At 70.0% G+C, this 26,986-nt stretch carries 21 protein-coding genes, 2 tRNA genes and 5 pseudogenes; 11 read left to right on the forward strand and 17 right to left on the reverse strand.

What is annotated here, in order from left to right; all coding sequences use genetic code 11:
• Nucleotides 1–125: 125 nt before the first annotated feature.
• Nucleotides 126–1,523, reverse strand: a complete 1,398-nt coding sequence (gene tig / locus RMT89_RS28190) for a trigger factor (RefSeq protein ID WP_315886594.1) — start codon at nucleotides 1,521–1,523, stop codon at nucleotides 126–128.
• Between the two features lie 170 nt (nucleotides 1,524–1,693).
• A tRNA-Pro gene (locus tag RMT89_RS28195) sits at nucleotides 1,694–1,770 on the reverse strand.
• 130 nt (nucleotides 1,771–1,900) lie between these two features.
• Between RMT89_RS28195 and RMT89_RS28200 the strand changes: the two genes are divergently transcribed.
• Nucleotides 1,901–1,971: transfer RNA gene (locus RMT89_RS28200), tRNA-Gly, on the forward strand.
• A gap of 112 nt (nucleotides 1,972–2,083) precedes the next feature.
• Here RMT89_RS28200 and RMT89_RS28205 read toward each other — a convergent pair.
• On the reverse strand, nucleotides 2,084–2,278 hold the full coding sequence (locus RMT89_RS28205; protein WP_150949237.1) for a hypothetical protein: 195 nt from the start codon (nucleotides 2,276–2,278) through the stop codon (nucleotides 2,084–2,086).
• A gap of 445 nt (nucleotides 2,279–2,723) precedes the next feature.
• On the opposite strand from RMT89_RS28205, the gene RMT89_RS28210 reads away from it, so the two are divergent.
• Nucleotides 2,724–3,842: an acyltransferase family protein gene (locus tag RMT89_RS28210; protein ID WP_315886595.1), complete on the forward strand. Its 1,119-nt coding sequence runs from the start codon at nucleotides 2,724–2,726 to the stop codon at nucleotides 3,840–3,842.
• Nucleotides 3,843–3,950: 108 nt separating this feature from the next.
• On the opposite strand, the gene RMT89_RS28215 is transcribed toward RMT89_RS28210, so the two are convergent.
• Together RMT89_RS28215 and RMT89_RS28220 are read right to left on the reverse strand one after the other, a co-directional pair.
• Complete coding sequence (locus tag RMT89_RS28215; protein WP_315886596.1) at nucleotides 3,951–4,391, reverse strand: HD domain-containing protein; 441 nt, start codon at nucleotides 4,389–4,391, stop codon at nucleotides 3,951–3,953.
• Nucleotides 4,388–5,578, reverse strand: a complete 1,191-nt coding sequence (locus RMT89_RS28220) for a PP2C family protein-serine/threonine phosphatase (protein WP_315886597.1) — start codon at nucleotides 5,576–5,578, stop codon at nucleotides 4,388–4,390. The genes RMT89_RS28215 and RMT89_RS28220 overlap by 4 nt, the downstream gene beginning before the upstream one ends.
• A gap of 162 nt (nucleotides 5,579–5,740) precedes the next feature.
• Between RMT89_RS28220 and RMT89_RS28225 the strand changes: the two genes are divergently transcribed.
• A complete protein-coding gene (locus RMT89_RS28225) occupies nucleotides 5,741–6,997 on the forward strand; it encodes a GNAT family N-acetyltransferase (protein ID WP_315886598.1) in 1,257 nt (418 codons plus the stop codon).
• Between the two features lie 19 nt (nucleotides 6,998–7,016).
• Here RMT89_RS28225 and RMT89_RS28230 read toward each other — a convergent pair whose 3' ends face one another.
• Nucleotides 7,017–7,826, reverse strand: coding sequence for a DNA-formamidopyrimidine glycosylase family protein (locus RMT89_RS28230; protein WP_315886599.1), 810 nt, complete (start codon nucleotides 7,824–7,826; stop codon nucleotides 7,017–7,019).
• Nucleotides 7,827–8,295: 469 nt separating this feature from the next.
• Nucleotides 8,296–8,781, reverse strand: a complete 486-nt coding sequence (locus RMT89_RS28235) for a ribose-5-phosphate isomerase (RefSeq protein ID WP_315886600.1) — start codon at nucleotides 8,779–8,781, stop codon at nucleotides 8,296–8,298.
• A gap of 215 nt (nucleotides 8,782–8,996) precedes the next feature.
• On the opposite strand from RMT89_RS28235, the gene RMT89_RS28240 reads away from it, so the two are divergent.
• A complete protein-coding gene (locus RMT89_RS28240) occupies nucleotides 8,997–10,487 on the forward strand; it encodes an amino acid permease (RefSeq protein WP_315886601.1) in 1,491 nt (496 codons plus the stop codon).
• Nucleotides 10,488–10,566: 79 nt separating this feature from the next.
• On the opposite strand, the gene RMT89_RS28245 is transcribed toward RMT89_RS28240, so the two are convergent.
• Nucleotides 10,567–12,225 carry a serine/threonine-protein kinase gene (locus RMT89_RS28245; RefSeq protein WP_399498493.1) on the reverse strand — a complete coding sequence of 553 codons (1,659 nt, stop codon included), beginning with the start codon at nucleotides 12,223–12,225 and terminating at the stop codon, nucleotides 10,567–10,569.
• A gap of 231 nt (nucleotides 12,226–12,456) precedes the next feature.
• On the opposite strand from RMT89_RS28245, the gene RMT89_RS28250 reads away from it, so the two are divergent.
• Nucleotides 12,457–13,182 (forward strand): hypothetical protein, encoded by a 726-nt coding sequence (locus RMT89_RS28250; protein WP_315886602.1) that lies wholly within the window; start codon nucleotides 12,457–12,459, stop codon nucleotides 13,180–13,182.
• A gap of 117 nt (nucleotides 13,183–13,299) precedes the next feature.
• On the opposite strand, the gene RMT89_RS28255 is transcribed toward RMT89_RS28250, so the two are convergent.
• Nucleotides 13,300–13,881, reverse strand: a complete 582-nt coding sequence (locus RMT89_RS28255) for a biotin transporter BioY (RefSeq protein ID WP_315886603.1) — start codon at nucleotides 13,879–13,881, stop codon at nucleotides 13,300–13,302.
• Between the two features lie 353 nt (nucleotides 13,882–14,234).
• Between RMT89_RS28255 and RMT89_RS28260 the strand changes: the two genes are divergently transcribed.
• On the forward strand, nucleotides 14,235–15,617 hold the full coding sequence (locus RMT89_RS28260) for an amino acid permease (RefSeq protein ID WP_315886604.1): 1,383 nt from the start codon (nucleotides 14,235–14,237) through the stop codon (nucleotides 15,615–15,617).
• 110 nt (nucleotides 15,618–15,727) lie between these two features.
• Here RMT89_RS28260 and RMT89_RS28265 read toward each other — a convergent pair whose 3' ends face one another.
• Nucleotides 15,728–16,366, reverse strand: a complete 639-nt coding sequence (locus RMT89_RS28265; protein ID WP_315886605.1) for a hypothetical protein — start codon at nucleotides 16,364–16,366, stop codon at nucleotides 15,728–15,730.
• Nucleotides 16,367–16,469: 103 nt separating this feature from the next.
• Entirely contained in the window at nucleotides 16,470–16,640 is a 171-nt protein-coding gene (locus tag RMT89_RS28270) for a hypothetical protein (RefSeq protein ID WP_315886606.1), read from the reverse strand.
• A 156-nt stretch (nucleotides 16,641–16,796) separates the two neighbouring features.
• On the opposite strand from RMT89_RS28270, the gene RMT89_RS28275 reads away from it, so the two are divergent.
• The gene (locus tag RMT89_RS28275; RefSeq protein ID WP_315886607.1) at nucleotides 16,797–17,438 is read left to right on the forward strand and encodes a superoxide dismutase; all 642 of its coding nucleotides are present in this window, start codon (nucleotides 16,797–16,799) and stop codon (nucleotides 17,436–17,438) included.
• Between the two features lie 116 nt (nucleotides 17,439–17,554).
• On the opposite strand, the pseudogene RMT89_RS28280 reads toward RMT89_RS28275, so the two are convergent.
• Nucleotides 17,555–17,931, reverse strand: a pseudogene (locus tag RMT89_RS28280) (histidine phosphatase family protein); the annotation flags it as partial.
• 105 nt (nucleotides 17,932–18,036) lie between these two features.
• Here RMT89_RS28280 and RMT89_RS28285 point away from each other — a divergent pair.
• Nucleotides 18,037–18,261: pseudogene (locus tag RMT89_RS28285) on the forward strand (glycerophosphodiester phosphodiesterase); the annotation flags it as partial.
• Nucleotides 18,262–18,264: 3 nt separating this feature from the next.
• Here the strand turns inward: RMT89_RS28285 and RMT89_RS28290 are convergent.
• Complete coding sequence (locus RMT89_RS28290; RefSeq protein WP_315886608.1) at nucleotides 18,265–18,915, reverse strand: DsbA family protein; 651 nt, start codon at nucleotides 18,913–18,915, stop codon at nucleotides 18,265–18,267.
• 121 nt (nucleotides 18,916–19,036) lie between these two features.
• On the opposite strand from RMT89_RS28290, the gene pepN reads away from it, so the two are divergent.
• Nucleotides 19,037–21,652 carry an aminopeptidase N gene (pepN, locus tag RMT89_RS28295; RefSeq protein WP_315886609.1) on the forward strand — a complete coding sequence of 872 codons (2,616 nt, stop codon included), beginning with the start codon at nucleotides 19,037–19,039 and terminating at the stop codon, nucleotides 21,650–21,652.
• 195 nt (nucleotides 21,653–21,847) lie between these two features.
• The gene (locus tag RMT89_RS28300; protein WP_315886610.1) at nucleotides 21,848–22,888 is read left to right on the forward strand and encodes a hypothetical protein; all 1,041 of its coding nucleotides are present in this window, start codon (nucleotides 21,848–21,850) and stop codon (nucleotides 22,886–22,888) included.
• A 76-nt stretch (nucleotides 22,889–22,964) separates the two neighbouring features.
• Here RMT89_RS28300 and RMT89_RS28305 read toward each other — a convergent pair whose 3' ends face one another.
• The 4 genes and pseudogenes from RMT89_RS28305 to RMT89_RS28320 all read right to left on the reverse strand — a co-directional run.
• On the reverse strand, nucleotides 22,965–24,107 hold the full coding sequence (locus tag RMT89_RS28305) for a serine hydrolase domain-containing protein (protein WP_315886611.1): 1,143 nt from the start codon (nucleotides 24,105–24,107) through the stop codon (nucleotides 22,965–22,967).
• Nucleotides 24,108–24,193: 86 nt separating this feature from the next.
• On the reverse strand, nucleotides 24,194–25,966 hold the full coding sequence (locus RMT89_RS28310) for a TIGR03767 family metallophosphoesterase (protein ID WP_315886612.1): 1,773 nt from the start codon (nucleotides 25,964–25,966) through the stop codon (nucleotides 24,194–24,196).
• A gap of 248 nt (nucleotides 25,967–26,214) precedes the next feature.
• A pseudogene (locus tag RMT89_RS28315) lies at nucleotides 26,215–26,415 on the reverse strand (pyridoxamine 5'-phosphate oxidase family protein); the annotation flags it as partial.
• A gap of 105 nt (nucleotides 26,416–26,520) precedes the next feature.
• Nucleotides 26,521–26,673, reverse strand: a pseudogene (locus RMT89_RS28320) (VOC family protein); the annotation flags it as partial.
• A gap of 6 nt (nucleotides 26,674–26,679) precedes the next feature.
• Between RMT89_RS28320 and RMT89_RS28325 the strand changes: the two are divergent.
• Nucleotides 26,680–26,835, forward strand: a pseudogene (locus tag RMT89_RS28325) (CGNR zinc finger domain-containing protein); the annotation flags it as partial.
• Nucleotides 26,836–26,986: the final 151 nt, after the last annotated feature.

Consider the following 26,986-nt stretch of genomic DNA (forward strand, 5'->3'; position numbering starts at 1 on the left):
TTCGCAGCACTTCGCCCCGCCGACCAAACGACCGGCGGGGCGAAGTAGCAGGGCCCCGGATTAACCAACAGCGTCAGTGTCTTCCCCGGGGCCTTCCTGCGGCGTCACAGGCGCCGAAGGCGTGATCAGCCCTCGGTCTTCTCCTCGGCGGCGTCGGTCGCGTCGGCCTCGGTGGCCTCGGCGGCGACGTCCGCGGCGGTCTCGATCTCGTCCTCGTCGTCCAGGTCGATGATCTCGCCGTTGGTGTCCTTCACCGTGGCCTTCTCGACCACGACGGCCAGGGCCTTGCCGCGGGCGACCTCGCCGACCAGGAGCGGAACCTGGCCGCCCTCGACGACGGCCTGGGCGAACTGATCGGGGGACATGCCGGAGGAGGACGCGCGCCGCATGAGGTGCTCGGTGAGCTCCTCCTGGTTGACGTTGAGCTTCTCCTGCTTGACGAGCTCGTCGAGGACGAACTGGGTCTTGATGCCCTTGACCGCGGCCTCGCGGGTCTCGGTCTCGAACTCTTCCTCGGTCTTGCCCTGGATCTCCAGGTACTTCGCGAGGTCGAGACCCATCTGGCCGAGCTGGTGGTGCTCCAGGTTGTGCTTGCGGGTGTTGATCTCGTCCTCAAGCAGCTTCTCGGGGACGGGCACCTCGACGAGCTCCAGCAGCTTCTCCAGGACGCGCTCCTGGGCCTGCGTGGCCTGGTCGTACTGCTTCATGTTGGTGAGGCGCTTGCGGCTGTCCGCCTTCAGCTCCTCCAGGGTGTCGAACTCCGAGGCGAGCTGCGCGAAGTCGTCGTCCAGCGCGGGCAGTTCGCGAGCGGCGACCTGGGTGACCTTGACGGTGACCTCGGCCTCCTTGCCGGCCGCGGAGCCGCCCTTGAGCTCGGAGCTGAAGGTGGTCTCGCCACCGGCCTCCAGGCCCTTCACGGCGTCGTCGATGCCGTCGAGGAGCTCGCCGGAGCCGATGGTGTAGGAGACACCCTCGGCGACACCGTCTTCCAGGACCTCGCCCTCGACCTTGGCCTGCAGGTCGATGGTGACGACGTCGCCGTCCTCGGCGGCGCGCTCGACCGGGGAGGTCGAGGCGAAGCGCTCGCGGAGCTGCTCGACCGACTTGTCGATGTCCTCGTCGGTGACCTCGATGGCGTCGACCTCGACCTCGATGCCGGAGTAGTCCGGGATCTCGATGGCCGGGCGGACGTCGACCTCGGCGGTGAAGTTCAGCGTCTCGCCGTCCTTCAGCTCGGTGATGTCGACCTCGGGCTGGCCCAGGACGTTGAGCTCGGCCTCGTTGACCGCCTCCGTGTAGAACTTGGGAAGCGCGTCGTTGACGGCCTCCTCCAGCACGGCGCCACGGCCGAACCGCTGGTCGATGACCCGGGCGGGGATCTTGCCCTTGCGGAAGCCCTTCACCGTGACCTGCTGGTTGATCTTCTTGTACGCCGCGTCGAGGCTGTCCTTGAGCTCCTCGAAGGGCACCTCGACAGTGAGCCGAACCCGGGTCGGGTTCAGGGTCTCCACGGCGCTCTTCACGGTTCGGTCTCCTTGTGGCTGACTTCTTGGTTTCTGCCGGAGCCAGACTGGCCCGGCAAATTCGCCGCCCGGAGGACTTCAGGGAGTGAGAGACATACGGGCGCGCAGCTTGCATAGTAACCGCAGCCGCTGAACGACCCAAAGGCGATCACTGGGGATGATCCAGCAGGTGGTCGGGGTGGCGGGATTTGAACCCACGGCCTTCCGCTCCCAAAGCGGACGCGCTACCAAGCTGCGCCACACCCCGTCTGGTGCGACACGTAGGGTACATGCCCGCAGGCCATGGGGCTGCCGCATTTATGGGGTGTGCGCCGAGGGGGGCGGAGCCGCTACGATGCCTGCAGTGCCGCGGTCACCTGACCTGCGGCGCGTCCTGTGCGGGCGTAGCTCAATGGTAGAGCCCTAGTCTTCCAAACTAGCTACGCGGGTTCGATTCCCGTCGCCCGCTCTGTACGGCTCGGGGCCGGACCGGAGGAGTTTTCCTCTGGTCCGGCCCCGAGTGCTTTCAGGCAGGCCGGCGCCGCCTCACCGCATAGGGGGAGGGAGCGGTCGGCCGGTGTCTAGAACTGGATCGAGTTGATCGTCTCGGCTATCGAGTCGAGGAACCGTTGGATGTCGTCGGCCATACCGGTGGAGGCGAGGAAGAAGCCGAAGAGGACGGCGACCACGGCGGGGCCGGCCTTGAGGGAGCCACCTCGGATCAACACCACCAAGATGATCGCCAACAGCAGCACCACTGACAGCGAAATGGCCACAACTGATCACACCCTCGGTCGGTCCGCTCTCCCGGCCCGGGGGCGCCAACCCCGCGCACCCCCGCCAGAACCATCGTGCCACCAACAGGCCCGCCGTATGCGGCGGGTGGGGCATCAGCGGTCACAACTGCGGTCGGCGCGGGCGGCGCCGGTTCGCGCCGGCGGCCATCCGGCGCGCCCCGCACGGTGATTCGAATCGGCACCCGTACGGGGAATTCGACATGATCGTTTCCATGTCCACACAACGTGTTCGTGGGCATTTCGAATTGCCATCACAGGCGTCACCAACTCCCCTACCAAACCTGGCCTTATGTACCATTTAGTATGGATTAATCGGCACAAGGCGGCCACATCCTGGGGTCGGGGGCGCCGCGTTCACCCCTCATAAGCGGTAATGACGTCGCGCGTTTTACTAATACGCACAGCCGCCGCTAGGGTGCCTCAGATGTTTCACGCTGCCTCGTCCCCCGCAAAGGCACCGAACGGCCATCACAGAGCGCCGGTGCCGAGTCCGCGCTCACCCGTCGGCAAGCAGCGCGACGCCTTCTTCGACAACGCCAAGTTCCTGGCGGTCGTGCTGGTGGCCGTCGGCCACTCCTGGGAGCCCCTGAAGGGTGACAGCCGGATCCTCGAAGGCATGTACATGGTCGTGTACGCCTTCCACATGCCGGCGTTCATCATCATCTCGGGCTACTTCTCGCGCAGTTTCGACATGCGCCCCGACCGGCTGCGCCGGCTGATCACCGGTGTCGCCCTGCCGTACATCGTCTTCGAGACCGCCTATCCGCTGTTCAAGCGGGTCGTCGACAACGATCCGGGCATGGAGATCAGCCTGCTCGACCCGTGGTATCTCACCTGGTTCCTGGTCGCGCTGTTCGTCTGGCGGCTGACCACGCCGATCTGGAAGCTGATCCGGTGGCCGCTGCCCGTCGCCCTAGGGATCGCGATGCTGGCGTCCGTCACCCCGGAGATCGGCGACGACCTGGACCTCCAGCGTGTGCTGCAGTTCCTGCCGTTCTTCGTGCTGGGCCTGAACATGAAGGCCGAGCACTTCCAGTGGGTGCACCGGCGCGAGGTGCGGATCCTGTCCGTGCCGGTGTTCGCGATGGCACTGGCCTTCGCCTGGTGGGCCGTACCGCGGATGAACACCGGCTGGTTCTACCACCGTGACGCCGCACAGCAGCTGGGCGCGCCGTGGTGGACCGGGCCCGTCATGGTGCTCGCGCTGTTCGGCTGCTCGCTGGTGCTCACCGCCTGCTTCTTCGCCTGGGTGCCGCGGCGTCATGTGTGGTTCACGGCGCTCGGTGCGGGCACCTTGTACGGCTATCTGCTGCACGGCTTCGTGGTGAAGGCCGGGGATTACCAGGGGTGGTTCGAGTACGGCTGGCTGCATCGGCCGCTCGGCGAGATCTTCGTCACCGTGCTCGCGGTTGCTGGTGTGACGCTGCTGTGCACTTCGCCGGTGCGGCGGGTGTTCCGGTTCGTCGTGGAGCCCGACATGAAGTGGGCCTTCAAGAGGGATGCGGCGGAAGTTGTCCGTGCGCGGGAGAAAGTCAGCGGTTGAGTTTGGGCCGCGGGCCCGGTGGGGCTGGTCGCGCAGTTCCCCGCACGCGGAACCGTTCTATCGGGCCATGGGAGCCACATACATCGGAACGGTGCGCCCCTGAGTGGGTCATGCCGACGCCAGGCCGAGAAGTGCGCGCATTCTTGCGTACTTCTCGGTCAGGCGTGTGCGGGTGGGTTCGTCGAGAACCGCCAGGCGCACCGGGTCTCCGTTGTGCGCCAGGTCCGCCTCCTTCACGAGCAGCGCGCCCGGCGTCGACAGGATCCGTCCCGCGTACGCCTCCGGTGACTCCCCCGGCCGTTTAGTGACCGCGAGGACGATGTCCTTCGTACGGCGGCTCAGCTCCGCCTCGTGCAGCCACTGTTCGGAGAGGGCGTCGTCCTCGACCGCGTCGTGCAGCCAGGCCGCCGCGATCTGGTCCTCGTCGCCGCCGCGGGTGCGGACGCCGTCGGCCACGGCCCTCAGGTGCTCGGCGTAGGGTCTGCCCGCTTTGTCCGTCTGGCCCTCGTGGGCGGCTCGGGCGACGGCCTCGATCTCCTGGAGGTTCATGCGTGGACGCCCGCTTGCGCCGTCACCGTGGGACCCTCACGGCAGATCAGCAGCAGCGCCCGGTCGTCGTTGACGTCCTTGGCCACCGCCTCGATGAGATGCCAGGCCGCTCCGTGGAAGCCGCCGGCGACATAGCGGTCGGCCTCGCCGGTGAGGCGGTCGATGCCCTCCACGATGTCGCGGTCGGAGGTTTCCACCAGTCCGTCTGTGAACAGCATCAACACGTCCCCGGGCCGCAGCGAGCCCTTCACGGGGTCGAACTGGGCACCGTCGTACACACCCAGCAGCGGGCCCTCGGCGGCCTTCTCCTCCCAGCGGCCGCTGCCAGCGCTGAGCTGGAGGCCCGGCGGGTGGCCGGCGGAGTAGAGCTCGTAGTCGCCGGAGTCCAGGTCGAGGACGAGGTGGATGGAGGTCGCGAAGCCCTCGTCCCAGTCCTGGCGCAGGAGGTAGCCGTTGGCCGCCGGGAGGAAGGCGTGCGGGGGCAGCGAGCCGAGCAGGCCGCCGAAGGCGCCCGAGAGCAGCAGGGCGCGTGAGCCCGCGTCCATGCCCTTGCCGGACACGTCCGTGAGGACGACCTCCAGGGTGCGGCCGCCGTTGGTGCGGGCCGCGACAACGAAGTCACCGGAGAACGACTGGCCGCCCGCCGGGCGCAGCGCCATCTCGCGGTGCCAGCCGTTCGGCAGCGGCGGCAGCTTGCTCTGGACGCGGATGCGTTCGCGCAGATCGAAGAGCATGGTGCCGCCGCGCCGCCAGGGCACCCCGACCCGGCTGCGGAACTGCGCGATCAGCAGACCGACGAAACCGCAGGCCGCGACCACCAGGACCACGCCCGGGGTGACCCGGGCGGCGCCCTCGGTGTACGGGCCGAGCTGCACCGACTCCACGATCAGGGCGGTGGCCGCGGCCGCGTACAGGCCGAGCAGGCTGGCCGGGCGCAGCAGCAGTCCGCCGGCGACGATGGGGAGGACCAGCGCGGACGGTGCGCACCACACCGAGTTGGCCAGAGTGGTGGCCGTGATCAGCGGGACGGTGAGCAGCAGTCCGGCCAGCGCGATCCAGTCGGAGCCGTCGCCGCGGAAGTAGTCGACGGCGCTTCTGCGCAGGCCGACGCGGACCCGGTGCCACTGGATTCGCAACCGGGCCGCGAACGTATCGGCGGCCGCGCGCCGCTCTCGTCCTGCTGCCATTAGTTCGGGACCCTATCCATCGGACCAGCTGCTTGGCACGGGAGGTCCCACTTGTCCCCCGTCCGAGGCTCAACTTCACAGTGAACTTCACGAGAAGCCACAGCGCGGCCACCCGGCGGAAATTCCCTGGCTCGTCCCGCCTTGCCCTGGTAGGCATGGCACATGGGGACACACTTCACGACCGGTTCCGCGACCGACCTGCGGCAGCTGGCGCCCGAGGACTGGGACACCTGGTACGACGTACTGCTGCGCGCCTTCGGCGGAGTGCCGGAACCCAGCGAGGAGCGTGAACTGTACCGGGAGCTCACCGAGTTCGACCGCTCCTTCGGGGCCTGGGACGGTGATCTGTGCGTGGGGTCGGCGGGAGCGTTCCGGTTCGGGGTGACCGTGCCCGGTGGGGCGTCGGTGCCCGCGGCGGGCGTGACGATGGTCGGGGTCGCCGCCACGCACCGGCGGCGCGGGGTTCTCACGTCGATGATGCGCAAGCAGCTGGACGATGTGCGGTCCTGGGGCGAGCCGCTGGCGGTGCTGACGGCGTCCGAGCCCGCGATCTACGGGCGGTTCGGGTACGGCGTGGGGACCTTCCAGCTCGCCGCCGAGATCGACACGAGCCGGGTGCGGTTGTCGGTGCCGGCCGGGACGGATGACGTACGGCTGCGGTACGCGGATCCGGTGGAGGTGATCGACGCCTGCGAGACGGTGTACGCGGCGCTGGTGCCTGCCCGGCCCGGGATGCTGGCCCGGGCGCGGCCCGGCTGGGCTCGGGTGGGGGTGCTCGATCCGGAGGACGGGCGGGACGGGGCGTCGCCGTTGCAGTGTGTGGTGGCCGAGCGGGACGGGGAGACCGTCGGATATGCCCGTTATGCCGTGAAGCCGGAGTGGGGGGTGGGCGGGCACAACGGCGCGGTGCACCTGCGGGAGCTGGCCGGGGTGGACGCGGTGGCGCAGGCCGCGTTGTGGCGGTTCCTGTTCGACATCGACCTCACGACGACGTTGAAGGTGTCCTGGCGGCCGATGGACGACGCCTGGCAGTACCAGGTGTCGGACATACGGCGGTGTCGGCCGCGGTACCGGGACGGGCTGTACGTCCGGCTCGTCGAGGTCGGGGCGGCGCTTCAGGCGCGGACCTATCAGGCGCCGGTGGATGTGGTGTTGGAGGTCGAGGACGCCTTCTGCCCCTGGAACTCCGGGCGTTGGCGGCTGTCGGGGGACGCGAAGGGGGCGTCCTGCGAGCGGACCCGGGACGCGGCCGATCTGACGCTGTCCGTACGGGAGTTGGGTTCGGCGTACCTCGGTGGGGTGAGCCTTGCGTCGCTGGGTGCGGCGGGCCGGGTGCGGGAGCTGCGCCAAGGGGCGCTGGCGGAGGCGTCGGTGGGGTTCGGATCCCCGGTGGCGCCCTGGTTGCCGCACGGGTTCTGACGGGTTTCCGGGCCTTCGCTCACTTCTTCTGGCAGGCCGGGCACCAGAAGAGGTTGCGGGCGGCGAGATCGGCGGTGCGGATCTCGCCGCCACAGATGTGGCAGGGGAGGTTGGCCCTGCGGTACACGTAGACCTCGCCGCCGTGGTCGTCCACGCGGGGAGGGCGGCCCATTGCCTCGGGGGTGTGTTCCGGGCGGACGGTGTCGATGCGGTTGTTGCGGACGCCCTCATGCATGAGTTCCACGAGGTCGCTCCAGATCGACTCCCACTCTTGGCGGGTGATGTCCTTGCCCGCGCGGTAGGGGTCGATGCCGTGCCGGAAGAGGACTTCCGCGCGGTAGACGTTGCCCACGCCCGCGATGACCTTCTGGTCCATGAGCAGGGCGGCGATGGTCGTACGGCTGCGGGAGACGCGTCGGTACGCCGTCTTGGGTTGTGCGTCCGCGCGGAGGGGGTCCGGGCCGAGGCGGTCGTGTATGGCCTGCTTTTCGGCGGGGGTGATCAGGGCGCAGGTGGTCGGGCCGCGGAGGTCTACGTACGACGTGGTGTTCGCGATGCGGAGACGGACCGTGTCCGTGGGTGGGGGTGCGGGGGTGGGGCCGAAGGTGACCTTGCCGAAGAGGCCCAGGTGGATGTGGATCCAGTCGGTTTCGCGGAAGCCGAGGAAGAGGTGTTTGCCGTGGGCCTCGGTGGTGGTGAGGGGGGTGCCGGTGAGGAGGGCTGCGGCGTCGGAGAACTTGCCCTGGGGGCTGGTGACCTGGGGGGCTGTGCCGTTGAAGGCGGCGGCGTAGTCCTTGGCCAGCCGGTGGATCGTGTGCCCCTCAGGCACGGTGGCTCCTTTGTGTTGTGTTGTCTCGCCCCCGCCGCCCCTGCCCGTCCCATCCTCCAGGGGCTCCGCCCCTTCGACCCCGCCAGGGGGCTGCGCCCCCTGGACCCCCGTCAGCCCTGAAGGCCTCGTCCTCAAACGCCGGACGGGCTGAGACAGCGGCCGGCGTCGAGCGGTGCCGCCGCCCCGGGGCGGCAGTCTGCGGGCGGGTGGGGTTCGGGATGGCAGGCCCCACGCCGGACGGGCTGAGACAGCGGCCGGCGTCGAGCGGTGCCGCCGCCCCGGGGCGGCAGTCTGCGGGTGGGTGGGGTTCGGGATGGCAGGCCCCGCCTCGCGGCCGGGCCCGCCCGGTGTCCGAGGCGTGGATGGGCTCAGTCGGCCGCGTCTCTCCGCCCCGCCCCGCTTCTCCCAGCGCCCCGCTTCTCTCAGGCGGCCCGTGCAGGTGGGCGACCGGTGTGCGGACGGCTGTCGGCTACTGCTGGGGGTGGTGCGGGGGGATCGGGGGGAGGTCGCCTGTTGATTCGTACGTGGCCAGCATGTCGATTCGGCGGATGTGGCGGTCGTCGCCCGAGAACGGGGTGGAGAGGAAGGTCTCCACGAACTTCGTCGCCTCGTCCTGGGTGTGCATGCGGGCGCCCACCGCGACGACGTTGGCGTTGTTGTGCTGGCGGCCCAGGGCCGCGGTCTCCTCGCTCCAGGCGAGGGCCGCACGGACGCCCTTGACCTTGTTCGCCGCGATCTGCTCGCCGTTGCCGGAGCCGCCGATCACGATGCCGAGGGCGCCGGGGTCCGCGGCCGTGCGCTCGGCGGCGCGCAGGCAGAAGGGCGGGTAGTCGTCCTGGGCGTCGTAGATGTGGGGGCCGCAGTCGACGGGGTCGTGGCCGGCGGCCTTGAGCCAGTCGACGAGGTGGTTCTTGAGTTCGTAGCCCGCATGGTCGGAGCCGAGATACACGCGCATGCGACGAGTGTGACACGGCCGTTTCCGGGCAGCCGCCCCGGGGGTTGATCCCGAAAACTGTGCGCAACCCTACAGAACCTCAGGGAAACCTCAAGTAACGATCAGGAATCAAAGGTTCAAATAATTTCTTGGCTCGGATTCACTGGACCAACTTGTTAGGCACCCGTACTCCGCTCGTACGGGGAACTGCACTCCCGGCACAAAGGAATCCCCCTATGACCTCGCAGCCGACCCTGTCGAAGGCTGAAAAGGACCCTGGAGCCACCGGCGACCCCGGCAACGGGCTTCAGGCCGGGCTCAAGAACCGTCATCTGTCGATGATCGCCATCGGCGGTGTCATCGGCGCCGGACTCTTCGTCGGGTCCTCCTCCGGTATCGCCACCGCGGGCCCTGGCATCCTCCTGTCGTACGCCCTCGTCGGCACGCTCGTGGTGCTGGTGATGCGGATGCTCGGTGAGATGTCCGCGGCCAACCCGACCTCGGGTTCGTTCTCGGCGCACGCCGACCGCGCGCTCGGCCGCTGGGCCGGGTTCTCCATCGGCTGGCTGTACTGGTTCTTCTGGGTGGTCGTGCTCGCGGTCGAGGCGACCGCCGGGGCCGTCATCCTCGAAGGCTGGATCCCGGCCGTCCCGCAGTGGGCCTGGGCGCTCATCGTGATGGTGGTGCTGACCGCCACCAACCTGGTCTCCGTCGGCTCCTACGGCGAGTTCGAGTTCTGGTTCGCCGGGATCAAGGTCGTCGCGATCGCCGCGTTCATCGTCATCGGCGGGCTTGCCGTCTTCGGGCTGCTGCCCGGCGTCGACAGCGAGCAGGCCGGGCTGAGCAATCTCACCGAGTACGGCGGCTTCCTGCCCAACGGGCCCGGCGCGATCCTCACCGGTGTGCTGCTCGTCGTCTTCTCCTTCATGGGCAGTGAGATCGCCACGCTCGCCGCCGGTGAGTCCGAGGACCCGCAGCGCGCGGTCACCAAGGCGACCAACAGCATCATCTGGCGGGTCGGCGTCTTCTACCTCGGCTCGATCTTCGTCGTGGTCGCGCTGCTGCCCTGGGACAGCAAGTCGATCGTCGAGGACGGTTCCTACGTCGCCGCCCTCGACTCCCTCGGCATCGCGCACGCCGGTCAGATCATGAACTTCATCGTGCTGACCTCGGTGCTGTCCTGCCTCAACTCCGGTCTGTACACGGCGTCCCGTATGGCCTTCTCCCTCGGCCAGCGCGGTGACGCGCCCAAGTCGTTCGCGAAGACCACCAGCCGTGGTGTGCCGCTCGCGGCGATCATCGCCTCGGTCGTCTTCGGCTTCGTCGCCGTCTTCTTCAACTACAAGTTCCCGGACTCCGTCTTCCTCTTCCTGGTCAACTCCTCCGGTGCCGTGGCGCTGTTCGTCTGGCTCGTCATCTGCTTCTCGCAGCTGCGGATGCGGAAGATCATCCAGGCCGAGGCGCCGGAGAAGCTGGTCGTGCGGATGTGGCTGTACCCGTACCTGACCTGGGCCACGGCCGCGCTGATCGTGTTCGTCCTCGGCTACATGCTGACCGACACCGAGCACGACGGACGCAAGACGGTGCTGCTGTCGCTGCTGGTCGCGGCGGTCGTGCTGGCCATCGCCTTCATCAAGGAGAAGATCCGCGGCGGCGGCGGACCGGCTCCGGCGGTGAAGGCGCGGGCCGAGTCCGACCTCGACGCCGACGAGGTCAGCGTCGGCTGATCCGGTCGCGGTGCTGTGAAGGGGGCCCCTCGGGGCCCCCTTTCCCGTATGCCCAGGATCGTGTTCACAAGTCGTGTTCTCACAGGAGGGTGAAGCTGTCCTTGACCTTCTCGTACGTCTTCAGCGCCTCGGCCTCGGCGTCCGGCTGGTACCAGGTGTTGATCTGGTACGACTTCCCCTTCACGTTGAAGCCCAGCAGCTGGGCGTGCCAGGGGACGCCCTTGAGCGTGAAGGTGTACTCCCAGACGACCGCCGGGTAGTCGCGGAACGTCGTCTCCTCCAGGCGGATCTTCTGGTACGCCTGCCCCTGGCGGGCGTTCTGCTCCGAGCTCTGCCAGGTCTCCATGAGGTCGCCGCGGGCGAGGGAGGACTTGGCGACGAGCTCCTGTTTGCCGTCGGGGGAGGTGTAGTGCACCTCCGCGCCCGTCTTCACGTCCCGCCGCCAGTCCTCGGGCGGTACCCACGCGAACCCGCCGGCCTCCGTGCGCGCTCCCGGCGGCATGGTCTGCGGGCGGGCGGTGCCCTCCACGGTGGGCGAGGGGGATGTCGGTGAGGGCGAGTACGCGGAGGAGGGTGTCGAGCCGGCCGCCTTGTCGTCCTCGGGCGACCCACCGGAGTTCATGACCAGGACGACGGCCACCACGGCTCCGGCGGTGCCGAGTCCCAGGGCGGTGAGGAGTGCGGGGCGCAGGCGCGAGGGTCGGGGGTCGGCGGGGACCGCGGGGCCGGGGAGTTCGCCCGGGGGCATGGGCTGGGGGCCGGGGGTGGGGGTCGGCCGCCGTTCCGTTTCGGCCTCGTGGCGCAGCACGGCGGCCGGCTTCGTCTCCTCGCGGACGAGGGAGACGCCCGTGGTGCCCATGGGGGTGACGGGGCGGCGGCCGAAGTCACGGGTGGGCCGGTGCACTTCGGGGGGCGGGGTGTCGGCGGGCTCCGCTGTCTCCTGCGGCGTCGGCTCGGCCGTACCCACCGCCACCGTCGGCGTGGGAGGGGGGAACGCGATCGGCTGGAGGGCGTTCTCCATGTCCCCGAGGCCCGGGCGGACCTCCGGCTCCTTCTCCAGCAGGGCCGCCAGGATGCCGCTCAACGGACCGGACGAGGAAGGGAGTTCGGGCTCCTCGTACAGGACGGCGTGCAGTGTGGCCAGGGTGGTGTCCCGGGAGAACGGGGAGCGGCCGCCCAGGGCCGCGCACAGGGTGGCGCCCAGGGACCAGATGTCCGACGGCGGGCCCTGCGGGCGGCCGGAGACCCGCTCGGGGGCCATGTAGTCGGGCGAACCGACCAGCATGCCCACCATGGTGAGCGCCTTGGCGTCCTGGATCGCCGCGATGCCGAAGTCCGTCAGGACCACGCGCCGCGTTCGTGTCTCCACCAGGACGTTGCCGGGTTTGATGTCCCGGTGCAGCACGCCCCGTTCGTGCACCTGGCGCAGCGCGGCCAGCAGGCCCAGGCCGATGCGTGCCGCCTCCGCGGGGCCGAGCGGGCCGTCCTCCGCGAGGAGCCGTTCCAGGGAGCGGCCGGCGACCAACTCCATGACGATCCAGAGGCGTTCACCCTCGTCCACGACGTCATAGACCCGCACCACGTTGGGATGGTCGATGCGGGCGGTGGCCCGGGCCTCGCGCAGGGTGCGTTCGCGGCGGGTGCGGGTGTCCTCGGCGTCGAGGCCGTCAATCCGTATTTCCTTGATCGCCACCGGCCGGTCGAGTATTTCGTCGGCGGCTCGCCACACCCGCCCCATCCCTCCCTGCCCGATACTTTCGACCAGTCGATAGCGCCCGGTCACCACCAGCCCTGGAACTCCGCCACTCCTCGTGTTTCCCGTATTCCCCGGCAATCCGCTGCACCCCCTCAAATACCTGTCCATTTGGAACACGATGGTCACACTTCGCGCCACACCAGCATAGTGCGGAGAAATCTTGTGGTACCTCTTCAAGTACTGCGAATTCAGGCGCAGCCAAGGGGGACGAACATGAGTTCTCGTCGTACGACGACCATCGCGGGATCGCTGGTTGCAGCATCTTTCTCGGCGGTGATGATCCTTCCGTTCACCGCCGCGGCGGATGACCAGGGACCTCAAAGCAGCAAGGGGGGAAAGGCCGTTGACGAGGCACCGGCGGGAGTCGAACTGACCACGACTCTGCCCGAGAAGATCTCGGTCGACAACACGTCGCAGGAGACGGCGATTACCGCCACGGTGAAAAACGAAGGGACCGAGGAGAGCGGAGAGATCAGGCTTCTGGTCGTCGGATTCGACGGCCTGACGGTCAAGAATGTGAAGGGCTGTTCAGAGATTGCCGAAAGCGATCTGCCGGAAGGTTCGAACAGTGGATTCGCCTGCGCGGTGGACAGTCTCGCGGCCGGTGACTCGAAGTCGTACGACGTCGAGGCGACGTACGACCTGAGCAAGACGGGCCAGATCTGTCTGCCCGTCCAGACCGCGTCGGGTGACAAGACGTACTGGCAACAGGGCCCGGTGCCGTTCGGTACGACGAACCCGTCGCCGAACGCCCCGGCCACCCCGCTGCTGCTGGGCACCGACAACAAGCCGGTGGCGCCCGGCGGTGACGAGCTGGCCGAGACCGGCGCCGAGCGGGACGTCCTGCCGCTGGGGGCGGCCGGGGCGGCGCTGATCGCGGCGGGCGCGACCGGACTGTGGTGGTCGCAGCTCAGGCGGCCGGTGCGCCAGGAGAGTTGAGCGGAAGATCCAATCGGCCGGATAACCTGACGGCGCCTGTCAGGTTATCCGGCCATTCTCTGAAGAGGCTGGCCGGGCTGAAGACCGAGGCCGACCCGGCTGACCTCTTCCGGAGGCCTACTTCTTGAGCAGCTTCCAGGCGGTGGGCAGCAGGCCCATCGCCAGGGCGGCCTTGAGGGCGTCGCCGATGAGGAACGGCGTGAGGCCGGCCGCGATCGCGGCGGAGGCGGACATGTCGGCCGCGAAAGCCAGGTACGGGACGCCGACGGCGTAGATGATCGCCTCGCCGAGGAGCATCGTGCCGGCCATGCGCAGTATCGAGCGGTCGGCGCCGCGGCGGGCCAGGGCGCCGACGGCGGCGGAGGCGAGGAGCATGCCGAGGATGTAGCCGAAGGAGGCGCTGAAGCCGTGGCCGCCGTCCGCGAACCACGGCACGCCCGCGAGGCCCGCAAGCGCGTACAGGGCGAGCGCCGCGACACCGCGCCGGGCACCGAGGGAGGTGCCGACCAGCAGCGCGGCGAAGGTCTGGCCGGTCACCGGGACCGGGGTGCCGGGCACCGGCACGGCGATCTGGGCGGCGAGCCCGGTGAGCGCGGCGCCGCCGGCCACGAGCGCGATGTCCCGGACACGGGAGGCGGGGAGCAGATCGGCGAGGACCTGTCCGGTGCGGGCGGGGGCGGCGACAGCGGCGGTGCTCATGGGGACTCCGCGGAGGTGAGGGCAGGCTGGGACACGGCGACGCTATCCCAGGCGCCGTCGGCCGATCACCGTCAGTGGTCGACAAAGGGCGGATCATGGGCTTGGTGGGCTCTGTACAAAGAGGAGCGGTTACGCGCGGTACGGCGTGATACCGGTCACTGAGGTCAGGACGCGCAGGTCACGAAGGGACCGTTGGGGTCTCTGTGGGGTTCCCCCAATCCGGTGGCCGTGAAGGGTCCCGTACGCTCTGTGGCGTACCTGTCCGCATAGTGGGCGTCCTCTACGCCTGAGCGGACACGGCCCCCAGACTGACGGGGTTTTTGCCCATCTCACGCATTGGACGAGCCGCGCCCATGCCCAGCACCACAGTCGAGACGCCGCCGCAGCAGGACGGTGCCTCCCTCTCCCACGGCCTCAAGCAGCGCCATCTGTCGATGATCGCCCTCGGCGGTGTCATCGGCGCCGGTCTGTTCGTGGGCTCCGGCGCCGGTATCGCCGCCGCCGGCCCCTCGATCGTCGTCGCCTACGCCCTCTCCGGTCTCCTTGTGATGCTGGTGATGCGGATGCTCGGCGAGATGTCGGCCGCGTATCCGTCCTCCGGCTCCTTCTCGGCGCACGCCGAGCGGGCGATCGGGCCCTGGGCCGGATTCACCGCGGGCTGGTCCTTCTGGGTCCTGCTCTGCACGGCCGTCGGCCTGGAGGGCATCGGCGCCGCGAAGATCGTCACGGGCTGGCTGCCGGGCACGCCGGAGTGGGCGTGGGTGGCGCTGTTCATGGTGGTGTTCTGCGGGGCGAACCTGGCCGCCGTGAAGAACTTCGGCGAGTTCGAGTTCTGGTTCGCGGCACTGAAGGTCGGCGCGATCTCCCTCTTCCTCGTGCTGGGCGGCCTTGCCATCTTCGGCGTCCTGCCGGGCACGGACTCCCCGGGCACCTCGAACCTGACCGACTTCCTCCCCAACGGCGGTGAGGGCCTGATCATCGGCCTGCTCGCCTCCGTCTTCGCGTACGGCGGTATGGAGACGGTGACCATCGCCGCCGCCGAGTCGGAGAACCCGGTCAAGGGCGTGGCCGGCGCGGTCCGTACCGCGATGTGGCGCATCGCCCTCTTCTACATCGGCTCGATGGCGGTCATCGTGACCCTGGTCCCCTGGGACTCCCAGGCGGTCGTCGAGAAGGGCCCGTACGTCGCCGCCCTCGACGAGCTCGGCATCCCGGGCGCCGGTCAGCTGATGAACGCGGTCGTGCTGGTCGCGCTGCTCTCGGCGATGAACGCCAACATCTACGGCTCCTCGCGCATCGCGTACTCCCTGGTCGAGCGCGGCCAGGGTCCGAAGGCGCTGGGCCGGGTGTCCGCCGGTGTCCCGCGCATCGCCGTCCTCGCCTCCTCGGTGTTCGGCTTCGGGTGCGTGCTGCTCAGCTACTGGCGGCCGGACGATGTGTTCCCGTGGCTGCTGAACATGATCGGCGCGGTGATCCTCGTCGTCTGGATCTTCATCGCCGTCTCCCAACTGCGCCTGCGGGCCCGCCTGGAGCGCGAGGCGCCGGAGAGGCTGACGGTGCGCATGTGGGCGTTCCCGGTGCTGACGTGGGTGGCGCTGTCGGGCATGGTGGCGATCTTCGTGCTGATGGCTCGGGAGCCGGACACGCGGGTGCAGCTGTACTCGACCGGGGCGATGACGCTGGTCCTGGCGGTCGTGGGGTTCGCGTGGCAGCGGGCTCGGGCGGCGAAGGGCTGATCAGGGCTGGAGGGCCGCGGCCTGCCGGTCCGCCGGCCATGGCCGGTCCTGGACGAGGAACGGGTGCTCGGGGCCGAGCACCCGTTCACGGCGCGCGATGACCTCCTCGGCTATGCCCGGCGCCAGCCCCAGGGCCCGGCGAAGCCCCCCCGCGTCGAAACCTGCCGCGCGACGCCCACCGCCAGCCCGGCGGTCCGCCCCGAGGGCGCGGCCCTCAGCAGCGCCAAGGCATGGGGTGCGAGAAGGCTCCGGGCCTCCGGTGACGCCGCTCCCCGTTCGGGCGGCGCCGCCTCCAGCAGCTCGGTCGCCACCTCCGTCACCGCCTGCGGCACCCCCGCCGCGACACTGTCCGGCAGCACGCCGTGGGCCCGTACGCACCGCACCCCGGTCGGCCATGACGACCACTCGGCCGGCGAGTGGTCGAGGTAGTGCCACACCAGGTCCGCCGCCGCCCGCTGCCCGGCCGCCGCTGCCGCCAACTCCCCCGCCGCCGCGCCCCGGTCGCCCGCGACCGCCGGCATTCCGGCGCGCAGGGGCATCCCTTCGGAGGCGTTGACCCACGGGCCGATCCGGCCGTGCGCGCGGACCGCCTCGGTGAACAGCCAGTACGCCAGCGCCGTTTTGCCGCAGCCGCCCATGCCGTGCACGACGTGGGCGTCGCCGCCGGGTCCGACCACGGCGGCGGCCAGCAGCTCGCGCAGTTCCTCGCGGTCGCGGAGGATTCCGGGCGGTCGGCCGACCAGGGGCATCCGTACAGGGTCGGGGGGCCGCTGGGGTGGTGTTCCTGGATGTACTGGTCGCCGGTGGTCTGGAGGATCCGGCCCTGGCCCGAGGCGCGGGCACCGGGTTCGTTCATCGCTCCGTGATCTGCTGGTCGCGGCCGGCCTGGTGGACGCGGCCGCTGCCGGACACCTCCGCGCGCAGGCGGACGTCAACGGAGGGCCTCCGGTCGGGCCGGTCGGGGTACAGCTCGGCGAGGATACGGCGCAGTTCTTCGGCGACCTCGGGCTGAGCCGGCAGCAACCGCCGTACGCGGGCGTCGTGCCCGCCGTGCGGGCGAGATCGGCCAACTCCGGTCCCATGACACCCCCTGATGGAGCCTCCCTCACTCCGGCACTTAATGCTGCTAGCCTGCACTTGCAAGCTGTGTGCAATAAGAGGTCGGAGGGGACTTCACCCATGCCCGTCTACACGCTTCCTGAACTGCCGTACGACTACTCCGCGCTCGCCCCCGTGATCAGCCCCGAGATCATCGAGCTGCACCACGACAAGCACCACGCGGCGTATGTGAAGGGGGCCAACGACACGCTGGAGCAGCTCGCCGAGGCGCGGGACAAGGAGCAGTGGGCGTCGGTCAACGGGCTGGAGAAGAACCTGGCCTTCCATCTGTCCGGGCACATCCTGCACTCGATCTACTGGCACAACATGACCGGCGACGGCGGCGGTGAGCCGCTGGCCGCGGACGGGGTGGGCGAGCTCGCGGACGCCATCACCGAGTCCTTCGGATCCTTCGCCGGCTTCAAGGCCCAGCTGTCCAAGGCGGCCGCCACCACGCAGGGCTCGGGCTGGGGTGTGCTGGCGTACGAGCCGCTCAGCGGGCGGCTGATCGTCGAGCAGGTCTACGACCACCAGGGCAACGTCGGCCAGGGCGCCACCCCGATCCTCGTCTTCGACGCCTGGGAGCACGCCTTCTACCTCCAGTACAAGAACCAGAAGGCGGACTTCGTCGAGGCGATGTGGCGGGTCGTCAACTGGCAGGACGTGGCGCGGCGTTACGAGGCCGCCAAGTCCCGTACGGACGTCCTGCTGCTGGCGCCCTGATCCCCTGAGTCGTCCTGCCTCGTGATCGTCTTCTCACCCTTCACGCGGGCAGGCGGAATGACGGAAGCCCCCGCGAGGACGTGACTCGCGGGGGCTTCCCCATGGGCTCCCCCGGGCTACGGCTTGCGGCCCACGCCTCGGTGCTGGCCGATCGGCCTCGGGTTCTCGTCCTCCGGGCGCCACAGGGGTACGGAGAGACCACTCCCGGGTCCGCCAGCTCCAGTCCCTCGAAGTACGCCTCGATTTGCGCCACGGGACGCAGGAAGTACGGGACCGCGTCTTCTCGGAAGGCCTGTGCCGCGTGGGGGTTTTCCGCCCCGAACTCGGCGAGGGTTCTGCCCTCCATCACGCCGAAGTCACATTCGCGCAGGTCGGGGTCGCGGGGGGCGAGGGCTTGGCAGGCGGGATCGGCTGTGGCTACGGCCCGGGAGAGGGGGGAGGTCCAGATCGCGGCGACGGGGTGGGCGGCGGCCCAGCGGGCGAGTGCGTGCGCGTGGGCGCACTGTTATCCGTCTGGGTTGCGGCGCCCCGTTTGTTCTGCCTCTGTGCGCGGTTCCCCCGCGCCCCTGAGGTACGTCAACGTGCCCTTGTGCCCGGCGTCGCCGAGTACGCGGACTGGGTCGGGCCGGACGAGTCGTCGATCGTCCACCCGGACACGGGCGCCCCCTCCGTACTGCTGGGGGACGCCCATGCCGCCGGGCTCAAGGTCGGTCCGTACACCTTCCGCTCGGAGAACCAGTACCTGTCGGCCGGCTTCCGCCGCGGCACGACACCGACCGACGCGGTGGCGCCGGACTTCCCGGATCTGGCCCGGATCGCCCGGAGTTCAGAGGTTGCTGAAGTCCGGGCCCTTGGTACGGGTGCGCTTGATCTCGTAGAAGCCGGGGACCGAGGCCACGGCGAGGGTGCCGTCCCAGAGGCGGGCGGCCTCCTCGCCCTTCGGGGCGGGGGTGACGACCGGGCCGAAGAAGGCGATCTGCTCGCCGTTGTCACCGGGGACCGCGATCACCGGGGTGCCGACGTCCTGGCCGACCTTGTCGATGCCCTCCTTGTGGGAGGCGCGCAGCTCGGCGTCGAACTCGAAGTCCTTCTGGTCGAAGTAGTCGATGAGGTCGGCGGGCAGACCGACATCGGCGAGGGCGCCCACGACGGCCTCCCGGGTCGGGCCCTGGCCCTCGTTGTGGATACGCGTGCCGAGCGCGGTGTACAGCGGGCCGAGGATCTCGGAGCCGTGCTTCTGCCAGGCCGCGGTCACCACCCGGATCGGCTGCCAGGCCTTGGTCTCCAGCAGCTCGCGGTACTCCTCGGGCAGCTCGTCGGTCTTCGGCTCGTTCAGCACGGCCAGGCTCATGATGTGCCAACGGACCTCGATGTCGCGGACCTTCTCGACTTCCAGTACCCAGCGGGAGGTCATCCAGGCCCAGGGGCACAGCGGATCGAACCAGAAGTCGACGGGGGTCTTCGCGGACTCGGACATGGCTCTCCTAAGGCAGCGGTCTTTGGAAGCGGCAACACCGACCGCCGCCTCCGCCATTCCCGCCCCCCATGGGAGGATCAGCCCTGTCCGCATACTGAACAGGCTGTGAGGAGCGTCACCCGTGCCCGGTGAGAATCTGACCCGCGACGAGGCCCGGGAGCGGGCCGCCCTGCTGTCCGTCGACGGGTACGACGTGTCCCTCGACCTGCGCTCCGCGGTCGGCGACCGGCCGGAGAACGGGCCGTTGGGTGAGCCGCAGGGTGGGCCGCAGGGTGGGCCGCGCACCTTCCGCTCGGTCACCACGATCCGCTTCCGCTGCGCCGAGCCGGGCGCCACGACCTTCGTCGATCTGATCGCGCCGCGTGTCACCGCGGTCTCGCTCAACGGCCGGGACCTCGACCCGAGCGAGGTCTTCGACGGCTCCCGGATCGCTCTGGAGGACCTCGCCGCCGACAACGAACTCGTCGTCGACGCGCAGGGCGCCTACTCCCGCACCGGCGAGGGCCTGCACCGCTTCGTCGACCCCGAGGACGGCGAGGTGTACCTGTACACCCAGTACGAGCCGGCCGACTCCCGCCGTGTCCACGCCTGCTTCGAGCAGCCGGACCTCAAGGCGCCGTTCCGCTTCGAGGTGCGGGCGCCCGAGGGCTGGACCGTGTGGAGCAACGGCGTGGGCAAGCAGGCCGACGGGGTGTGGCGGTTCGCGGAGACCAAGCCCATCTCGACGTACATCACGTGTGTGGTGGCGGGTCCCTACCACTATGTGACGGACTCGTACGAGCGGGTGCTGCCGGACGGTACGACGCTGCGCATCCCCCTCGGCGCCATGTGCCGCAAGGGGCTCGCGCCGCACTTCGACGCCGACGACGTGTTCCTGGTGACCAAGCAGGGCCTGGACTTCTTCCACGACCACTTCGACTACCCGTACCCGTTCGGGAAGTACGACCAGGCCTTCGTGCCCGAGTACAACCTCGGCGCGATGGAGAACCCGGGGCTCGTGACCTTCCGCGAGGAGTACATCTTCCGCGGGAAGGTGACGCAGGCGTCGTACGAGAGCCGCGCCAACGTCATCCTGCACGAGATGGCGCACATGTGGTTCGGCGACCTGGTCACCATGGAGTGGTGGGACGACCTGTGGCTGAAGGAGTCCTTCGCCGACTTCATGGGCTCCTTCGCCACGGTCGGCGCGACCCGCTTCACCGACGGCTGGATCACCTTCGCCAACCGCCGCAAGGCCTGGGCGTACCGCGCCGACCAGCTGCCCTCCACGCACCCCGTCACCGCGGACATCCGCGACTTGCAGGACGCGAAGCTCAACTTCGACGGGATCACGTACGCGAAGGGGGCCAGCGTACTGAAGCAGTTGGTCGCGTACGTCGGTCAGGGCGCGTTCCTGGAGGGCGCCCGCCGCTACTTCAAGCGGCACGCGTACGGCAACACCCGGCTCGGCGATCTGCTGTCGGTGCTCGGTGAGACCAGTGGCCGGGACATGGGCGCGTGGGCGCGGTCCTGGCTCCAGACGGCCGGGGTCAACTCCCTGACTCCGCAGGTGCTGTTGGACGCGGACGGCAGGGTCGCCGAGCTGGCGGTGGTGCAGGAGGCGGCCGAGTCGTATCCCGAGCTGCGGCCGCACCGGATCGGGGTGGGCCTGTACCGGCGCACCGGCGGCGCTCTGGAGCGGTACGCGCGCGTGGAGGTGGACGTCGCCGGGGCGCGTACGGTCGTGTCCGAGCTCGCCGGTTCCGAGGCGCCGGAGCTGGTGCTGGTCAACGACGACGACCTGACGTACTGCAAGACGCGCTTCGACGAGACGTCGCTCGCGACGCTGCGGTCCGCTCTCGGCGACATGACCGACCCGCTGGCCCGCGCGCTGTGCTGGTCGGCGCTGTGGAACATGACGCGGGACGCGCTGCTGCCGGCGCGGGAGTTCATCGGCCTGGTCCTGAGGTTCGCGGGGCGGGAGTCCGACATCGGCGTGCTGCAGATGCTGCACGCCTGGGCGGAGTCGGCCCTGACGCACTACGCGGCGCCCGAGTGGCGGCTGCGAGGTGGCGCGCGGCTGGCGGAGGGCGCCGAGCGCGAGCTGTACGACGCCGAGCCGGGCAGCGAGCACCAGCTGGCGTGGGCGCGGTTCTACGCGCGCGTGGCGGACGACGCGGGCGGCTTCGAGCTGCTGCAGCGGCTACTGGACGGCACGTCGACGATCGAGGGGCTCGACGTCGACCAGGAGCTGCGCTGGGCGTTCCTGGACTGTCTGGCCGAGCACGGCTACGCCGGCGACAAGGAGCTGGCCGCCGAACTCGCCCGCGACGACACCGCGTCCGGCAAGCGCCACCAGGTGCGCTGTCTGGCCGCCCGTCCGCTGGCATCGGTGAAGGCGCAGGCGTGGGCGCAGGTGGTGGAGTCGGACGAGCTGTCCAACGCGCTGGTGGAGGCGACCATCGCGGGCTTCGCGCGGGCCTCGCAGCGGGAACTGACGGCGCCGTACACGCAGAAGTACTTCGCGGCGATCGAGCGGGTGTGGGCGGAGCGGTCGATCCAGATCGGCATGGTGGTGGTGCAGGGCCTGTTCCCGTCCCTCCAGGAGTCGCAGGAGACGCTGGACACCACGGACGCCTGGCTCTCCGCGCACGAGGAAGCCGCTCCGGCGCTGCGCCGGCTGGTGCTGGAGGCGCGGGACGACCTGGCGCGGGCGCTGCGCGGACAGGCGTGCGACGCGGCGGCTGCTTTGGCCTGAGCTTGCCTCGTCCGTGACCGTTACGGAATTCAGGCAACAGCAGCCGTAACCCCTGGTCCCCACCCGAACGGACCAGGGGTTTTCCGTGCCTACTCGGCACCCGAACAACCGTCCTTTAGTGCGGGCTTGTCCGGATTTTCCGACGGGCGTGTAACAGCGGTTAAGGGACGGATCGGACGAGGGAATCCCCGGGTCATGAACCACAACACCCCGCTCTCCCCCCGCCCCCTCCACCAGCTCTCCGACGTCCGGCGCCGCGTGCTGACGGCCGCCCAGCTGCGGGCGCACGGTGTCCCGGCCGCCGCGACGAACGAGCAGTGCCGCGCCGGCGGACCCTGGCAGCAACTCCTCCCCGGCGTCTACCTGCTCCACCCCGGCCCCCCGACCAGCGAGGAGCGGCTGCACGCGGTGCTGCTGTACGCGGCGCGGGAGCGCAACGCCGGGGTGCCGCCCCAGCCGGGCGCGGAGGAGCCGCACCGCCCGGTGTACACGGAGGCGATGATCACGGGCCTGGCGGCCCTGACCCTGCACGGCTTCGCGGCGACGCCGCCGCTCACCGCCCTGGACGCGATCGACGTCCTCGTCCCCCGTCTGCGCCGCCTCCGCTCGACGGGCTGCGCCCGCATCGTCCGTACGGCGTCCCTGCCGGCCGCGGAAGAGGTCACCGGCCTCCCGGTCGCCCCGGTCCCCCGCGCCCTGGCCGACGCGGTGGCCGAACTCTCGGACGCGGGCGCCGTACGCCGGCTGCTGACCGAGGCGGTACGCGGCGGCCACTGCGAACCGGCGGCCTTGGTACGGGAGTTGACCCAGGCCAAGCTGCTGAGCCGCCCGCACGTGGTGGACGCGGTGGACTCCCTGCTCGCCGAGGGCCGCGCCATCGCCGAGGACCGCCTGTACGCCATGGTCCGCGAGTACGGCCTGCCCGATCCGGTCTGGAACATCGACCTCCGCCTGCCCGGCGGCCCGCACCTCGGCGGCCTCGACGCGTACTGGCCGGAGCACGCGGTCGCGGTCGAACTGGACACCCGGGCCCCCCGCCAGGACGAGGACACCCTCTGGTCGGAGTACGCCCGCAAGCGCGAACACCTGGAGCGCCTCGGCATCACGGTCGTGTACATCACGCCGAAGAAGCTCCGGGACTCGCTGGAACAGCAGGCGGCGGTGGTCCGTACGGCGTTGATGGCGTCGGTGGACCGGGACCCTGCGGCGTACGTCGTGGTGCTGCCCCGGCAGTGACGGACCGGGGCGGGATCAGGAGGGGAGGGGAGGGGCCGCCGGTGTGCGCCGGGCGGCCCCTCCTCGTGTGTTCAGGTCACTTGCCGCAGAACTCCGCCTCCAGCACCGCGTCCCCGTCCCCCGACCAGTCCCCGTTGAAGTTGAAGGACAGCGCGCGGCGGCCGTCCGCTGTGGTCACCGCTTCCGAGGTGGAGCCGTGGATGCCGCCGCCGTGGCCCCAGACGGTCGTGCCGCAGCTGAGTTTGCGTTCGATGAGGCCGAGGCCGTAGCCGGCGTTCGGGATGTCCTCGACCTTGATCGTGGTCTTCATCTCCTTGAGTTGCTCGGCGGGCAGGAGACGGCCCTTGAGCAGGGCCGTGTAGAAGCGGTTCAGGTCGGACGAGTCGGAGATCATCTCGCCTGCCGAGTAGGCGAGGGAGGGGTTCAGTCTCGTGACGTCGTACGTCGGGCCCGTCGTCGACTCGGCGAGCTTCGAGTACGCGCGGCTGCTGGGCTGGGGGACGGTCACCCGGGTGCCCGGGACCGAGGTGGCGTGCATGCCCAGCGGGGTGAGGATGCGGGCGCGGATCTCGTCGCCGTACGCGTTCCCCGTGGCCTTCTCGATCACCATGCCCGCGAGGACGTAGTTGGTATTGGAGTAGTTCCAGTCCGTGCCCGGCTCGAAGTCCGGCTTGTGGGTCATGGCGATCGCGACCAGGGCCTCGGGCGTCTTCGTGTCGTAGCGGTGCTCGAAGAAGCCGTCCTTGAGGAAGTACGTCTTCACGAAGGTCTTGTCGTCCGTGTAGTCGGAGATGCCGCTCGTGTGGTTGAGGAGCTGGCGGAGCGTGATCCTGCGGCCGTCGTGGCCATTGCCGTCCACCAGGCCGGGCAGCCACTTGTCGACCTTGTCGTCCAGCGACAGCCGGCCCTCCGCCTCCAGCTGGAGCAGCACCGTGGCCACGAAGGTCTTGGTGATGCTGCCGACGCGGTAACGGTCGTCCGCCGACCGGGACTTGCCGGTCCGCAGGTCGCCGACGCCCTCCGTCGCCGACCAGGTGCGGCCCTTCTCGCGCGCGGTGGCGGTCACACCGGGAACGCCGTCCTCGACCGCCGCCCTCATGGCCTCGCGGGTGGCGGAGTGGCCGCCGTCCCCCGGGGCGGCGACCGCGGGTGCCGCCAGGGCGGCGGAGAGCGCCACCGCCGTCGCCGCCACCGTCATCGTCCGTACTCGTGTGGTCATGTCTTCCCCCTTCGTCGGGCCGGTCGGGAAGGCAGACCTGTGGTGTTACGGGATGGTTGAGCCACTGTGGGCCGGTTGAGTGGGTTTCAGCCCTTCTTCAGCACCAGCTCGGTGTTCCGGTCCGCCCGGCCTCCCGCCAGGTCCGTCCGCGCGCCGGGGGCGTTGAAGGACAGTTCGCGGTAGAGGGCGGCGAGGCCGGTCTGGGAGAGGTCGGTGAAGTCCGTGCGGTACGGGGCCGCGGCCTCCACGCAGGTGGTGAAGAGGGAGAGCGTGCCGTCCTTGTTGTCCACCAGCTCGATGACCCGGGCGAGTTGGGGGAAGTCGACGTGCGAGGCGGTGGAGATCTCCCAGAAGGAGCGGCCGTCGGGCGCCGAGTGCGGGGTGATCGCGTTGCGGTGGATGTGGCCGTTCACCCAGGCCAGGACGTTGCTGTGGCTGCCGAGGAGGGCGAGGACCTCCTGGCCGTTGTGGCGCCGCTCGTTCGGGCGGGCCGGGTCACGGCGGGTGTTGTCCATCGTCTTGCTGGTGTGGTGGCTGAAGACGATGGCGTAGGAGTCCTTGTTGTCCCGCAGCGTCCTGTCCAGCCAGCGCAACTGGGCGCTGCCGATGGAGCCTTCGTAGTGGCCGCCCGCGTCGGTGGTGTCCATGCTGATGCCGATGACGTCGTCGGCGACGCGGAAGCTGTAGTACTGGGTGCCCGCGTCGAGGTTCGCCGAGGAGTAGCCGTGGCCGACCGGGCCCACGCCCTGGAACGCCGGGTCGAGGTGGGCCTTGATGTACTCGGTCGGCGTGTACGGGGCGCGCCGCTCGTCCGGGGTGACCGAGCGCATGTCGCGGGTGTGGGCCTTGAGCAGCTCGCGGAGCTGGGCGCCCTGGGGGTCCTTGGCCTGCTTCAGGGCTTCCTGGAGCTTCTTGGCCTCGGCCGCGGACAGGCTCATCAGCTTCTTGCCGCCGACGGCGTAGTCGGTGAGGTAGGTGTCGCCGTGCGAGGCGTAGCAGCCGAGGGGCAGGGCGTCGTGGTTGCCGACGGTGGAGTACCAGGGGATGGTCAGGCCGGGGCTCTGCAGCTCCCGCATGACCGCCGCGAGGAAGCCCTCCAGGTACGGGAAGCCGAGCTGCTTGTCGGCGTCGCGGATGTCCGAGTCGGGCTGCCAGTACTGCTTGAGGCCGCTGTTGAGGACGCCCTCGTAGTGCCGCGGGTCACCGGAGTTGGGGGTGATGCGGCCGCCGCTCATGACGGTGAGGAACCACTCCAGCTCGGAGCGGGCGTTGTTGTCGGTGTTGTCGCCGGTGGTCATGGCGAACTGGAGCGGGGCGCCGGTGACGGGGGCGCCCCGCAGCGCGTTGACCCGCTCGACCAGGGACACGGCGCCGTGCACGGTCAGCGCCTCGTGCGGCCGCCAGGCGTGCGCATCGGTGGAGCGCAGGTACTCCAGACGCATCGGGTGCTGGGCGTCGATGATGTGCAGGTCGGTGAGCTGCACGAACGCGGCGAGCGCCGTACGGCGGTCCGTGCGCCCCGACTTGGCCGCGGCCAGCTCACCGCGCACCACTCGGGCCCAGCCGGGTCCGCGGCCCAGTCGGCGATACCCGGAGGTGCCCCGCGGTGCGGCGACGCCCGCGAGCGTGGTGCCCCGGGTGTAGGGGGCGAGCGGCAGGAAGGGCGCCCGGCGCGAGGAGGCGACCGGTGCCTCCGCGTCCGCGGCGGCGGCCGGGGTGCCGGTGGTGGCGGCCTGGCTGTCGGTGGGCCGCAGGGCGTAGCCGACACCGGCGGAGAGGGACACCGCCCCGGCGGCGGCGAGGACGGTACGGCGGTGGACGCCCAGCGCGGAGCTGGCGACAGAGCGTATGCGCGACATGGCGCGGTCTCCCCGAGTGCGTAACGCGTCGGCAGTGGTCGCGGGGCGTCGCTGTCGCGAACAACCCGCTCGCTCTGGATCGTTGGCACCGGGAATGACCTGCGCGTGAACGAGGCTGCAACGCGCAGCGCCGATCACCGTACGTCGATCTTGGCCTACCCTGCGCGTCCTCGACCGCTCCTCGGGCGGCCGGAGGGCGGCTACTCCCTGTTCATCTTCGCGGGTATCCGGGGGTGTTCGGGGGGTGTTCAGGGCCGCTCCGGGTTCGCGGGCGAGTACTCCGGCGCGGACCAGCGCAGGGGGACGGCGGCCGGAATCTCCATCACCTCAAAAAGGGTGAAACGGACACGGCGTTCGGGGGTGAACTCCGTACGGGCCTCGCCGGTGAGATGGAGTGCCGTGCCCGTCGTCCGGTCCAGGAAGAGCAGTCCCGCCCGGGGGTCGGCGGCGCTTGACGCCCTCCCCGACGGAGCGGCCCACATGGTCGGCGAGCTCGCGCACCCCGAGCCGGTCCTGCACGGCGAGCGAGCCCGCGTGGTAGACGCCCATGCCCAGAAGAACCCGCAGGTCGGAGGCGACTCATGGGGCACCGGCGCGTCCTCGGCGCCGCTCGGCACCGCGATCTCCAGGCGGATGCCGTCGGGGTCGTGGAAGAAGACGCCGCCGGACGCGGCGCCCTCGGCATGGGCGACGACACCGTCGTGGGCGTCACCACCGCGCCGGACCGCGTCCGCGCCTGCGCCCACGACGCCTGCGTCCTGCGCTTCTTCGACACCTCACGCAACGGCACCCGCCACTGGTGCTCGATGGCGGCGTGCGGCAACCGCGCGAAGGCATCGCGGCATTACGCCCGAACCAAGACGGATTGACGGAATCCCTCCGACTCACGCCGTTCGCCCCGCAAAGGGATAGCGGGTTTTCCCCATCTCTCGATTTCGTTTGGGTCAACTCTCCCCAAACATCCGTCCCTTAGGTAAGGCTGAGCGATCGCTCCACGCTCGTTCCTTTACCTACAAGGGA

The sequence above is a fragment of the Streptomyces sp. P17 genome, from assembly GCF_032436805.1.
Classification (GTDB): Bacteria; Actinomycetota; Actinomycetes; order Streptomycetales; family Streptomycetaceae; genus Streptomyces.

What these genes read in the sequence shown, in the direction of transcription:
- RMT89_RS28210 (WP_315886595.1), top strand. Translation starts at nt 2,724, where the DNA reads ATGTTTCACGCTGCCTCGTCCCCCGCAAAGGCACCGAACGGCCATCAC.
- RMT89_RS28215 (WP_315886596.1), bottom strand. Translation starts at nt 4,391, where the DNA reads ATGAACCTCCAGGAGATCGAGGCCGTCGCCCGAGCCGCCCACGAGGGC.
- RMT89_RS28220 (WP_315886597.1), bottom strand. Translation starts at nt 5,578, where the DNA reads ATGGCAGCAGGACGAGAGCGGCGCGCGGCCGCCGATACGTTCGCGGCC.
- RMT89_RS28225 (WP_315886598.1), top strand. Translation starts at nt 5,741, where the DNA reads ATGGGGACACACTTCACGACCGGTTCCGCGACCGACCTGCGGCAGCTG.
- RMT89_RS28235 (WP_315886600.1), bottom strand. Translation starts at nt 8,781, where the DNA reads ATGCGCGTGTATCTCGGCTCCGACCATGCGGGCTACGAACTCAAGAAC.
- RMT89_RS28240 (WP_315886601.1), top strand. Translation starts at nt 8,997, where the DNA reads ATGACCTCGCAGCCGACCCTGTCGAAGGCTGAAAAGGACCCTGGAGCC.
- RMT89_RS28245 (WP_399498493.1), bottom strand. Translation starts at nt 12,225, where the DNA reads ATGGGGCGGGTGTGGCGAGCCGCCGACGAAATACTCGACCGGCCGGTG.
- RMT89_RS28250 (WP_315886602.1), top strand. Translation starts at nt 12,457, where the DNA reads ATGAGTTCTCGTCGTACGACGACCATCGCGGGATCGCTGGTTGCAGCA.
- RMT89_RS28255 (WP_315886603.1), bottom strand. Translation starts at nt 13,881, where the DNA reads ATGAGCACCGCCGCTGTCGCCGCCCCCGCCCGCACCGGACAGGTCCTC.
- RMT89_RS28260 (WP_315886604.1), top strand. Translation starts at nt 14,235, where the DNA reads ATGCCCAGCACCACAGTCGAGACGCCGCCGCAGCAGGACGGTGCCTCC.
- RMT89_RS28265 (WP_315886605.1), bottom strand. Translation starts at nt 16,366, where the DNA reads ATGCCCCTGGTCGGCCGACCGCCCGGAATCCTCCGCGACCGCGAGGAA.
- RMT89_RS28275 (WP_315886607.1), top strand. Translation starts at nt 16,797, where the DNA reads ATGCCCGTCTACACGCTTCCTGAACTGCCGTACGACTACTCCGCGCTC.
- RMT89_RS28290 (WP_315886608.1), bottom strand. Translation starts at nt 18,915, where the DNA reads ATGTCCGAGTCCGCGAAGACCCCCGTCGACTTCTGGTTCGATCCGCTG.
- RMT89_RS28300 (WP_315886610.1), top strand. Translation starts at nt 21,848, where the DNA reads ATGAACCACAACACCCCGCTCTCCCCCCGCCCCCTCCACCAGCTCTCC.
- RMT89_RS28305 (WP_315886611.1), bottom strand. Translation starts at nt 24,107, where the DNA reads ATGACCACACGAGTACGGACGATGACGGTGGCGGCGACGGCGGTGGCG.
- RMT89_RS28310 (WP_315886612.1), bottom strand. Translation starts at nt 25,966, where the DNA reads ATGTCGCGCATACGCTCTGTCGCCAGCTCCGCGCTGGGCGTCCACCGC.